A 10,986-nucleotide genomic window follows, 5' to 3' on the forward strand; every position below is an offset into this window, starting at 1 on the left:
GGGAAAGACATGTCTGCATACAAGATCGAAGAGCATACCTATGATGTGGTCGTGGTGGGCGCCGGTGGCGCGGGATTGCGCGCGACACTGGGCATGGCCGAACAGGGGTTGAAAACCGCCTGTGTCACCAAGGTTTTCCCGACCCGCAGCCACACAGTGGCGGCGCAGGGCGGCATTGCCGCAAGCCTGTCGAATATGGGTCCGGACCATTGGCAATGGCACATGTATGACACTGTCAAAGGGTCGGACTGGCTGGGCGACACGGATGCGATGGAGTATCTGGCGCGCGAAGCCCCCAAGGCGGTGTATGAGCTGGAACATTACGGCGTGCCGTTTTCGCGCACCGAAGAGGGCAAGATCTACCAGCGCCCCTTCGGCGGGCACACAACCGAATTCGGCGAAGGGCCGCCCGTGCAGCGCACCTGCGCCGCCGCCGACCGCACCGGCCATGCCATGCTGCACACGCTTTATGGCCAGTCGGTCAAGCAAAAGGCCGAATTCTTTATCGAGTATTTTGCCACAGACCTGATCATGTCCGAAGACGGGGTGTGTCAGGGCGTGCTGGCGTGGAAACTGGATGACGGCACGCTGCACCTGTTCAGCGCCAAGATGGTGGTTCTGGCCACGGGCGGTTACGGGCGCGCCTATTTCAGCGCGACATCGGCCCATACCTGCACTGGCGACGGCAACGGGATGGTGGCACGCGCGGGCCTGCCGTTGCAGGATATGGAATTCGTGCAATTCCACCCGACCGGCATTTATGGCGCAGGCTGCCTGATTACCGAGGGCGCACGCGGCGAAGGCGGCTACCTGACCAATTCCGAGGGCGAGCGGTTCATGGAACGCTATGCCCCCCATTACAAGGATCTGGCCCCGCGCGACTATGTCAGCCGCTGCATGACAATGGAAATCCGCGAAGGGCGCGGTGTGGGGCCGAACAAGGACCATATCCACCTGCACCTGAACCACCTGCCGCCCGAAACGCTGAAACTGCGCCTGCCCGGTATTTCCGAATCCGCGCGGGTGTTTGCGGGGGTTGACGTGAACAAGGAACCCATTCCTGTGCTGCCGACAGTGCATTACAATATGGGCGGTATCCCCACCAATTACTGGGGCGAGGTGCTGAATGCCGATTCTGACAACCCCGACCGCGTGGCCCCCGGCCTGATGGCTGTGGGCGAAGCGGCTTGCGCCAGTGTGCACGGGGCCAACCGGCTTGGGTCAAACTCTCTGATCGATCTTGTGGTGTTCGGACGTGCGGCGGCCATTCGCGCCGGTCAGGTTGTGGACCCCAAAGCGCCCAACCCCAAGCTGAACAAGGCCAGCGTGGACAAGGCGCTGGAGCGGTTCGACAGGTTCCGCAATCTGGATGGCGCGGTGCCGACAGCCGATTTGCGGCTTGAAATGCAAAAGGCCATGCAGTCGGATGCGGCAGTGTTCCGCACCGACAAGACGCTGGCCGAAGGGTGCCGCAAGATGCAGGACGTGGCGGGCAAGATGGCGGACCTGAAGGTGACCGACCGCAGCCTGATCTGGAACACCGACCTGATGGAAACGCTGGAACTGGACAACCTGATGCCCTGTGCGCTGACCACGATTGTGGGCGCCGAGGCGCGCAAGGAATCGCGCGGCGCACATGCGCATGAGGATTATCCCGACCGCGATGACGCAACATGGCGCAAGCATACGCTGGCTTGGGTCGACAACACGTCAGTGCGGCTGGATTACCGCCCCGTTCACACCGATCCCCTGACACCAGAGGCCGATGGCGGCATTTCCCTGAAGAAGATCGCCCCTGCCGAGCGCAAGTTCTGACGGGGCGCGGGCGCGGATGGCTTTCATCAGGAAACAGCTTCGGACTGCTATGAGAGTGCAAACAGGCCTTGCCTGTGCCGCGCTTCTGGCCCTGTCGGCCTGTGCCGATATGCAAGACCAACTGGCGCGCGATGCGGCACGCAGTGTCGTGCGCCCTGCGCTGGCAGACAACTTTCCCGGCGTGCCGTTGGAACCTGCCAGCGACTGCGTGATCAACAATGCCAGCGCAAGCGAATTGACGCGCCTTGCGCTGGCTGCGGGGCAACCCACCATCAGCCCGCAAACAAATGCGCTGGTGGTCGAGATTGCCACGCGCCCCGAAACGATTAGATGTCTAGCCACAGACGGGCTTGCCCCGTTCCTGCTTTAAGGAGGCACCCATGGTCCAACTGACCCTGCCCAAGAACAGCCAGATGCGCATCGGCAAGACCTGGCCGAAACCCGAAGGCGCAACAAACCTGCGCAAGTTCCAGATCTATCGCTGGAACCCTGATGACGGTGAAAACCCGCGGGTGGACACCTATTTTGTCGATATGGACAGCTGCGGTCCCATGGTGCTTGACGCGCTGATCAAGATCAAAAGCGAGATCGACCCCACGCTGACCTTCCGGCGGTCCTGCCGCGAGGGGATTTGCGGGTCATGCGCCATGAATATCGATGGCGGCAACCGGCTGGCCTGTATCTTCGGCATGGACGAGGTGAAGGGCGATGTGAAGATCTACCCGCTGCCGCATATGCCGGTGGTCAAGGATCTGGTGCCCGACCTGACGCATTTCTATGCGCAGCACGCATCCATCAAACCATGGCTGGAAACCAAATCGAACACGCCCGCCAAGGAATGGAAACAGTCGATTGAAGACCGCGAGAAACTTGACGGGCTTTATGAATGCGTGATGTGCGCGTGCTGCTCTACCTCTTGCCCCAGCTATTGGTGGAATGGCGACCGCTACCTTGGGCCAGCCGCCCTGCTGCATGCCTATCGCTGGCTGATCGATTCCCGCGATGAGGCCACGGGCGAGCGTCTGGATGACCTGCATGACCCGTTCAAGCTGTATCGGTGCCACACGATCATGAACTGCGCCAAGACCTGCCCCAAGGGTCTGAACCCGGCCAAGGCCATTGCCGAGGTCAAGAAAATGATGATTGCGCGCACGCATTAAGCACGCGGCGCAAACAACCCTGCAAAAAAGGCCGGCTGCATCTGCACCGGCCTTTTTATTGCGGGGGTATCAGTTGCAGTCGTCCGACAGCGCCGCAAGGCAGGATTGCGCCAGCGCCTCGGCGTCTGCTTGTGCCTCGGGCGGCATGACATCACGCAATGCCGCAATCAAATCCTGCGCGCTGTCATGGCCCGCGCCTTGTGCATTCAGCGCCCATGCCAGTGCCAGCCGGTAGCTGCTGCGCCCCCCCTGCCCGCGCGCCTGCATCAGGGCCAGATTATGCATTGCAGGGCCGGACCCCGCATGCGCGGCACGCAAGTACCAGCCACGCGCCGCGCCCGCATCCTGTGCCATTCCCTGCCCTGTTGCCAAGGCACGCGCCAGTTCAAACTGCGCGGCAACATGCCCTTGCAAGGCCGCATGTTCAAACCACGGCGCGGCCTGTTCCGGCTGGCACTGCTCTGTCAGCAAACTGCCAAGCGCGAATTGCGCCTGCTTGTGGCCTTGCTGCGCGGCCAGTTCATACCATTGCGCGGCGGCCTGCGGGTCCGGCGCGCCTGCCAGCCCCTGATCAAGGATCAGGCCGGACATGAATTGTGCGGTAATATCCCCCGCCTGCGCGGCCTGCAGATACCAATGCGCGGCCTGCGTCCAGTCATGGCGGTCAACCATCAGATCCGCCAGCGCGGTCTGGGCCGGCAGGTATCCCGATTGCGCCGCCTTGCCCAACCACAGATCGGCGTCATCCGCACTCATGCCGGCCTGCGCCCCCAAGGCCAGAACGCCCAGATTATACTGCGCCAGCACATCGCCGCGTGCGGCCAGCGGTTGCAGGATACTGACCGCGCGCTCACTCTCTGCGCGGTTCAGGTATTCCAGCGCATCCTCGACCCCCAGCTGCGCCATGGCGCTTGCCGGAAGGGTCAACAATGCCAGCGACACACACAGGTTTCGTATCACGCTTTGACACCCCGCGATTGTCCGAAGCAGGTCGCACTTATCTGCATTGGCACAGCCCACCCTTGTCTTTTGTCGGTACGGATTGCACAAAACAGCCAACCGGTTTTGAACAACGCACTCTGGATTTTTCCTTCTATACTGCGGGGTTGGGGTTCTGTCACGCCTTTGTGACACAGCTGCGACAGGTTGCGCCAATGGCCCCCGACCTTTATGCCTAACCCAAGATCAGGAGGCCCCATGACACCAGACCAGATTGCGCCGCTTTTCACCCGTTCCGATGGCAGTTTTCTGTGCGCGCGCTGGGGCCGCCCCATCGTGCCGGTCATCTTCGGGGTGGATGATGCGACACTTGCCACCATAAAGGGCGCGATTGAAGCAGTGGTCACGCTGGCCGGTCACAAAATGGCGGAAACCGACCCTGAACTGGGGGCAAACCTGATGGTCTTTGTCTTTCGGGACTGGTCGGAATTGCTGGAGGTGCCCAATCTGGACCGGCTTGTAGACGGGTTGGGGCCGCTGGTCACACGGTTGCAAGCGGCGGGTGCGAACCAGTATCGCGTGTTCCGTTTTGATGCGCAGAACGCGATACGCGCGGCCTTCGTCTTTGTTCAGATGGATGATGCCTTGTCGGATGTGCCCGCTGATGTTCTGGCGCTGTCACAGGCTGTGCAGGTCATATTGCTGTGGTCCGATCGTGCCTTCACAGACATGTCGGCACTGGCTGTTCATGACGACCAGACCATCCTGCGCCCCGAAATCGCAGATATCATTCGTGCGGCCTATGATCCGGTGCTGCCAGCTGTTGCCGATGACCCAGCCCATGCGCTGCGGCTGTCTGCGCGCATCGGGCTGCGTCAATAGGCGTTTGTGGCCTGTCGCGGACGTTCGGGGGGGGGCGCGAAGTGCCCGACCGCGGGGGGGCGCTCCCACAATTTTGGCGGGCAGTTTATGCTGCGGCTTATTGCGACAGTTCAAGGGTGCTGAGCGGTGAATAGCGCCCGCCCGGGGGGCGGTCGGGCGCTGCGCGGCGGCGCGCACGCGCGCCTTGATTCCGCGCCTTGGGTGACTGCTTCACGCCAGCAACCCGCCGTTCTGCACCCGCATATCTGTCCCCCGAAGGCATGCCAACCACCGCTATAGTTCCGTAAACCCGTGTACCCGTGCCGCCGTGACATGCTGCTTCTGCGGCAGCAGGCGCAACAGGAAGCGCGATTTATCCGCAGCGGACTTCCCTTCAAGGAATTGCAACCCGATCTGGTTGCCCTTGATCCAGCGCACTTCGGCGTGAACGATGACCCCTTTTGCATGCAATTGAAGCACTTCACCCGGATGTGTTGAAATGCTGCCCGTCAGCTTAACCCCCCCATCCGACACATCAACCAGATGAGATGTCAGCCGCACACCGTCACGGATAATCCCGATCGGGGTATTCTGGCGTTGTCTGGGGGTACGGTAACGCATGCATGTGCCTGTCAACCTGTGGGACGGGTGCAGTGTCGCCTGAACTGCTTGAGAAAGTGTTAAATCCGCTTTCACGTCAGGCAGTTTGATTGACTTGCGTCCCGTTTTACGAGAGAATCAGGGGCAAATATAAAAATGGCGCCAAATGTCGCCGCAATTTGAGCAGTCAAATGAATTTTTCGGTAAAGGTATTGGCGCTTGTCAGCGCAATAATTTGTGTGACCTGCACAGGTCATGCCGCAACATTGGAACAGGCGGGCAGGTCCATGTTGGCGGAAGATTTTGCCGCTGCGCGCGCGATTGCGCTGGCGGCAGATATCGACACGCCGGAAGATGAAGTTGAACGCGCATGGATCGTCGGGTTGTCGCATATGCGCGAAGGCGCGCCGCGCACGGCCCTGCCCTATCTGGAACAGACTGTGACGCAGGCCCCGCAGGTCACGCGTTTCCGGCTGGAACTGGCGCGTGCCCTGTACCTGACCGAACAGGATGACCGCGCCCGATATCATTTTGACAGCGCGCTGGCGGGGCAGCTGTCCCTTGGCGAAATCGCGGCCATTCAGGAATATCTGACCGCCATGGACCGGCGCAAGACATGGCAGGGGCATGCCAGTTTTGCCATCGTGCCGCAAACGAACCCCACACGCGCATCAGGCGAAAGCCATGTCATGGTCGGGGGGCTTCTTCCTGTGCCGCTGGCGCCGGTCAAGCGCGGGGTGGGTCTGGATCTGGGGCTTGGGGCGACATGGTTGCCGCGACTGGGGCAGGATTTGCGCGGGCGTGTGCATGTTATGGCGAACGGACAGGTTTTTGAAGAAAGCCAACGGAATACATGGCGCTTGCGTGGTGAACTGGGGCTTTTGACACTGGGCGATCACGGGCGCCAGATCGGGGCCGGTATTGCCCTTCAGGCGGGGTTTGCCGATACGGGCCGCGTGATGGAAGGCGTGGGGATCTATGCCACATTCCAGCACCGTTTTGGCGCACGCACGCATATGTCCCTGCGGGTGAGCGCCGACAAGCTGCGTTATCCGCAAGTCGCCCTGAAAGCGATGGACGGGTGGCGCACCGGCGTGCAGGCCAGTGCCATCCATATTGTGACGCCGCAAATACGGCTGGACGGGGGCGTGTCGCTGGCGCGACAGAACGCCACGATGGATTTCAACAGCCGCACAGAGGCAGGCGTGAATGTCGGGGGCCAATACGCCCATTCCGGCGGCGTGACCACCGGTCTGGCTGTGGCAGGCCTGCAGACGCAATATGCGGCATCAAATCCGCTTTTGCCGCAATTCGCGCCTGCCCGTGATACGAATGTCAGCGTCACGGCATCCATCATGCACCGCGAACTGACTGTACGGGGGTTTGCGCCGGTGCTGCATCTGGGGGTCGAGCGTCAGGACAGCAATATCCCGTCACGGTCCTTCAGCAATATGCGCGCGTCACTTGGCGCAACGCGCAATTTCTGACAGCAGCGCAATGAAAAACGGCTGGACCGCGGCAGGCGCAGGTAAACAGGCGTCCGCGCTTGATCAAGGCGGATATTCCTAGACCGCCAGTTCCGCCCAGATCGGCACATGGTCGGACGGTTTCTCGCCTGCGCGTGTCTCGGTATCGATGCGGCAATCGCGCAGCAGATCTGCGGCATGGGCGTTCAGCAGGATATGGTCAATGCGAATACCGTCATTGCGCGACCATGCGCCCGCCTGATAATCCCAGAAGGTGTATTGCCCCGGTGCCTGATTGATGGCGCGGAACGCATCGGTGAACCCCAGATGCATGATGCGCCGGTATGCCATGCGCGATGGCAAGCGAAACAGCGCGTCATCCACCCATGCGTCGGGGCGCGCGGCATCTTCTGCCTGCGGGATGATGTTGTAATCGCCCATGACGGCCAGCGGCATTTCCTGCGCCAGCAGATCGCGCAAGCGGGCCTCCATACGGGCCATCCATGCCAGTTTATAGGCGTATTTGCCACCGGCCACCGGCTGGCCCTGCGTGTCCAGTTCAACGGGGTTGCCATTGGGCAGATACAGCCCGCACACCCGCAGCGCATGGCTGTCGCCGGTAACGGTAGCCTCGATCCAGCGTGCCTGCACATCGTCATCATCACCGGGCAGGCCGCAGGTCACATCCTCCAGCGGCAATTTGCTGGCAACGGCCACGCCGTTGAACCCTTTTTGCCCATGCGTATGCAGATTATAGCCGCGCTCCTCGATCAGGTCGCGCGGGAATGTTTCATCGGTGGATTTGATTTCCTGCATCACCAGCAGGTCGGGCGACGCGTCGTCCAGCCAGCGCGTCAGCGCACCTGCGCGGGCCTTGATTCCATTGATGTTGAAACTGGCGATTTTCATGGACCGGACCTTTCGCGGGCAGTGGGATTGCCTGCTTGTGCCAGTTCGCGCCGGTCCGGGGCAAGGCCGAAAGCAGTGATCGGCGGCGCGGTGTATCAATTTCGGCGTGAAGGGAATTGTTGGGAAAGCCCAAAGCGCGCGGAATCAAGGGCGCAGCCCGCCGCGCCATCGGTGGGCCGTCCCGCGGCCCACCGATCGCGCGGGCTTGGTCAAAATATCACCCACCCCCGCAGACCAGCTCCCCACAAAACCTTATGCCGGTCCGGCCAGATCACGCATTACAGCCCAGCAGCCTGCCGCAACAGGTTCAGTCCGGTGACCACAAGCATGATCAATGTCCAGCGCCGGAAACGGTCCGCGTTCAGGCGGTCCTGAATGAAGTAGCCCAGCCACAGGCCAATCATTCCAGGCACCACCATCGCGGCAGAAAACCATACAGATTGCGCATTCAGAACGCCCGACGCGCTATGGCCCGCAATCAACGCGATTGCGCCCACCAGAAACACAACCCCCAGCACCCGCACCATATCGCGTTTGCCCGTATCAACGGAAATCAGATACATCATCACAGGTGGACCCCACACGCCGGACACCCCGCCATACAGCCCGCCAACCGCACCGCTGATCCATTCCGCCCGCCTGCGCCGGTCAACGCGAACACGCAAGGGAATGTTCATAAGCTGCAACGCGGCAAAAGCCACAATCGGGCCGCCCAGAATGGCCAGCAACACCGTATGTGGCAGGAAAACCAGCATCTGCGCGCTGATCAACAGCAACACCACCAAGGCCGTCAACATGCGCCAGTAAACCCTGACCGATGCGAATGCCGCAGCACTGCCCTGCCGAAAAGCCTGGCTGAAATTCGTAACCAGTGTTGGCAGCGCCAATCCCGCAAGCGCCAGTTCCACCGGCATGACAGAGCTGAACCCAGAGATCATGACCATCGGCATGGCGAACCCCAAAGCGCCCTTGACCACACCTGCGAACACGGAAATCACAATCGCAGCCAGAAATGCGGACACGGGCAAACCCGCCAGCACAAGCTCCAGCATCTGCTCTTCTCCTTCGCTGCTCAAATCAGGGCGCAGGATATGCCGGATATCTGGCGCCTGCACCCTTATTCACATGTGAACCAACGCGGTGCAACCAGTCCCACACTGCGCGCAACCCTGCGACAGAATAATAAAGAATTACCGCGTCAAATTGAATTTTTCTTGCGCGGCAGGATTGAAGTCTCTATGTCATGCTGCATATGCAAAATAGAGAATGAACCAGACCGGAGTTTCCCATGCCGCATGATGGACAGATGATGCCCTCAGCCCTGCTTGACGACCTGCTCTCGCTTAGCAAAGCAGCCCTGATCCCTGTCGAAAGCGTGTTGGAGCAGGCAAAGGACGCCATGCGCGCGCGCGTGGCCCCCGCAGGCAAGGTGGACGCCACCCTGCTGGAGCAGGACCAGTATGCAGCGCATGCACTGGCATGGCTGGCAACCTATGTCGAAAGCCTGCGGCAAATGCAGGGTTGGGCCGAAACCCTGCACGCAGAGGGCGGGTTTGGCGAGATGGAGCGCCTGATCCACCAGATCGCGTTTGGCGAATACCTGAACCAGATTGCCGGTGGCATTGCCATGACACAAGGCGAGGTGGCGCGCCTGTCCGATCTGGGGGTCAGCGTCGATCTGGACAGCGGCGCTGCCGCAGAATTGCGCGCGGCTGGCAACAGCAATGCGGCCCGAATGGCGCTTGTCGCGCTGATGCGCCAGAATCATGGCCGCGCGACATTCGGCGCAACCGGACTGGACGATGATCTGGAAATGATCCGCGACCAGTTCCGCCGCTATGCCGAAGAACAGGTCACCCCCCATGCCCATGAATGGCACCTGAAAGATGAGTTGATCCCGATGTCGGTGATTGACCAACTGGCCGAAATGGGCGTGTTCGGCCTGACGATTCCCGAAGAATTCGGCGGACTTGGCATGCCGAAGGCCGCAATGGTGGTCGTGTCCGAGGAGCTTTCGCGCGGCTATATCGGGGTTGGCAGCCTTGGCACGCGCACTGAAATCGCGGCCGAACTTATCCTCTGTGGCGGCACGGATGCGCAGAAGGAACACTGGCTGCCGAAACTGGCGTCAGGGGAAATTCTGCCCACCGCCGTCTTCACCGAACCCAATACCGGATCGGACCTTGGCGCGTTGCGCACCCGCGCGGTCAAAACCGGCGATGATTGGGAAATTACCGGCAACAAGACATGGATCACCCATGCGGCGCGCACCCATGTCATGACTGTTCTGGCCCGCAGTATTCCCGACACGAGTGATTATCGCGGCCTGTCGATGTTTCTGGCCGAAAAGGAGCCGGGCACGGATGCGCACCCCTTTCCCACCCCCGGCATGACCGGCGGCGAGATCGAGGTTCTGGGATACCGTGGCATGAAGGAATACGAGCTGGCCTTCGACGCATTCAAGGTCAAGGGTGACAATCTACTGGGCGGGGTCGAAGGGCAAGGGTTCAAGCAGTTGATGCAGACCTTCGAATCCGCGCGCATCCAGACTGCGGCGCGCGCCATTGGTGTGGCCCAGAATGCGCTGGAAGTGGCCATGCAATATGCCGAGGACCGCAAGCAATTCGGCAAATCCCTGATCGAATTCCCGCGTGTGGCCAGCAAACTGGCGATGATGGCCGTGGAAATCATGGTCGCGCGGCAGCTGACATATTTCAGCGCCCGCGAAAAGGATGCAGACCGCCGCTGCGATCTGGAAGCGGGCATGGCCAAATTGCTGGGCGCGCGCGTGGCATGGGCGGCTGCCGATAACGGGTTGCAAATCCATGGTGGCAACGGGTTTGCGCTGGAATACCAGATCAGCCGCATTCTGTGCGATGCGCGGATTCTGAATATCTTTGAAGGGGCCGGTGAGATTCAGGCGCAGGTTATCGCGCGGCGGCTGCTGGGCTAGGGTTTGTTGCGCAAAAGTGGGAACCGGTTTTGAGCTTCTCGAACGTGCATGATCCAAGCAGGTTCCAGCCACGCAGAACTGGCCGGATGGGCGCGCGCGGAGGGAGGAGCCGCGCGCGCCCCGTTTTTATTGGTGTGGCGCGACTGGCGTGAAGGGGACATTCGGGTATTGCCCCAAGGCGCGGAATCAAGGCCGCAGGCCGCCGCGCCATCGGTGGGCCGGCGGCCGGGCGCCCCCAGACACACGTGGGACGGCCAAGCGAGGTACTCCGACACGTGCGCCC

Annotated in this window: 10 protein-coding genes; 6 read left to right on the forward strand and 4 right to left on the reverse strand. The window is 61.2% G+C overall.

What is annotated here, in order from left to right; translation table 11 throughout:
- Positions 1-9: 9 nt before the first annotated feature.
- Genes sdhA through ACTIE1_RS13895 form a run of 3 tightly spaced genes read left to right on the forward strand, consistent with a single transcriptional unit; the run spans position 10 to position 2,975 of the window.
- A complete protein-coding gene (sdhA, locus tag ACTIE1_RS13885) occupies positions 10-1,815 on the forward strand; it encodes a succinate dehydrogenase flavoprotein subunit (protein ID WP_439560789.1) in 1,806 nt (601 codons plus the stop codon).
- Positions 1,816-1,864: 49 nt separating this feature from the next.
- A complete protein-coding gene (locus ACTIE1_RS13890; RefSeq protein ID WP_439560790.1) occupies positions 1,865-2,185 on the forward strand; it encodes a hypothetical protein in 321 nt (106 codons plus the stop codon).
- Between the two features lie 10 nt (positions 2,186-2,195).
- Complete coding sequence (locus tag ACTIE1_RS13895) at positions 2,196-2,975, forward strand: succinate dehydrogenase iron-sulfur subunit (RefSeq protein ID WP_439560791.1); 780 nt, start codon at positions 2,196-2,198, stop codon at positions 2,973-2,975.
- Positions 2,976-3,044: 69 nt separating this feature from the next.
- Here ACTIE1_RS13895 and ACTIE1_RS13900 read toward each other — a convergent pair whose 3' ends face one another.
- Entirely contained in the window at positions 3,045-3,935 is an 891-nt protein-coding gene (locus ACTIE1_RS13900; protein ID WP_439563448.1) for a tetratricopeptide repeat protein, read from the reverse strand.
- 237 nt (positions 3,936-4,172) lie between these two features.
- On the opposite strand from ACTIE1_RS13900, the gene ACTIE1_RS13905 reads away from it, so the two are divergent.
- Positions 4,173-4,796 (forward strand): hypothetical protein, encoded by a 624-nt coding sequence (locus ACTIE1_RS13905; RefSeq protein ID WP_439560793.1) that lies wholly within the window; start codon positions 4,173-4,175, stop codon positions 4,794-4,796.
- A gap of 273 nt (positions 4,797-5,069) precedes the next feature.
- On the opposite strand, the gene ACTIE1_RS13910 is transcribed toward ACTIE1_RS13905, so the two are convergent.
- The gene (locus ACTIE1_RS13910) at positions 5,070-5,396 is read right to left on the reverse strand and encodes a PilZ domain-containing protein (protein WP_439560794.1); all 327 of its coding nucleotides are present in this window, start codon (positions 5,394-5,396) and stop codon (positions 5,070-5,072) included.
- Positions 5,397-5,662: 266 nt separating this feature from the next.
- Here ACTIE1_RS13910 and ACTIE1_RS13915 point away from each other — a divergent pair, with 266 nt between their 5' ends.
- Positions 5,663-6,862, forward strand: a complete 1,200-nt coding sequence (locus ACTIE1_RS13915; RefSeq protein WP_439560795.1) for a surface lipoprotein assembly modifier — start codon at positions 5,663-5,665, stop codon at positions 6,860-6,862.
- 78 nt (positions 6,863-6,940) lie between these two features.
- On the opposite strand, the gene xth is transcribed toward ACTIE1_RS13915, so the two are convergent.
- Positions 6,941-7,750, reverse strand: coding sequence for an exodeoxyribonuclease III (xth, locus tag ACTIE1_RS13920; RefSeq protein ID WP_439560796.1), 810 nt, complete (start codon positions 7,748-7,750; stop codon positions 6,941-6,943).
- 278 nt (positions 7,751-8,028) lie between these two features.
- Entirely contained in the window at positions 8,029-8,802 is a 774-nt protein-coding gene (locus ACTIE1_RS13925; protein WP_439560797.1) for a TSUP family transporter, read from the reverse strand.
- Between the two features lie 236 nt (positions 8,803-9,038).
- On the opposite strand from ACTIE1_RS13925, the gene ACTIE1_RS13930 reads away from it, so the two are divergent.
- Positions 9,039-10,703: an acyl-CoA dehydrogenase family protein gene (locus ACTIE1_RS13930; RefSeq protein WP_439560798.1), complete on the forward strand. Its 1,665-nt coding sequence runs from the start codon at positions 9,039-9,041 to the stop codon at positions 10,701-10,703.
- The last annotated feature ends 283 nt before the right edge of the window (positions 10,704-10,986 follow it).

This window comes from Roseinatronobacter sp., from assembly GCF_051859525.1.
Taxonomy (GTDB): Bacteria; Pseudomonadota; Alphaproteobacteria; order Rhodobacterales; family Rhodobacteraceae; genus Roseinatronobacter.

Coding starts and splice junctions, on each gene's coding strand:
- sdhA (WP_439560789.1), top strand. CDS start 10: ATGTCTGCATACAAGATCGAAGAGCATACCTATGATGTGGTCGTGGTG.
- ACTIE1_RS13890 (WP_439560790.1), top strand. CDS start 1,865: ATGAGAGTGCAAACAGGCCTTGCCTGTGCCGCGCTTCTGGCCCTGTCG.
- ACTIE1_RS13895 (WP_439560791.1), top strand. CDS start 2,196: ATGGTCCAACTGACCCTGCCCAAGAACAGCCAGATGCGCATCGGCAAG.
- ACTIE1_RS13905 (WP_439560793.1), top strand. CDS start 4,173: ATGACACCAGACCAGATTGCGCCGCTTTTCACCCGTTCCGATGGCAGT.
- ACTIE1_RS13910 (WP_439560794.1), bottom strand. CDS start 5,396: ATGCGTTACCGTACCCCCAGACAACGCCAGAATACCCCGATCGGGATT.
- ACTIE1_RS13915 (WP_439560795.1), top strand. CDS start 5,663: ATGTTGGCGGAAGATTTTGCCGCTGCGCGCGCGATTGCGCTGGCGGCA.
- xth (WP_439560796.1), bottom strand. CDS start 7,750: ATGAAAATCGCCAGTTTCAACATCAATGGAATCAAGGCCCGCGCAGGT.
- ACTIE1_RS13925 (WP_439560797.1), bottom strand. CDS start 8,802: ATGCTGGAGCTTGTGCTGGCGGGTTTGCCCGTGTCCGCATTTCTGGCT.
- ACTIE1_RS13930 (WP_439560798.1), top strand. CDS start 9,039: ATGCCGCATGATGGACAGATGATGCCCTCAGCCCTGCTTGACGACCTG.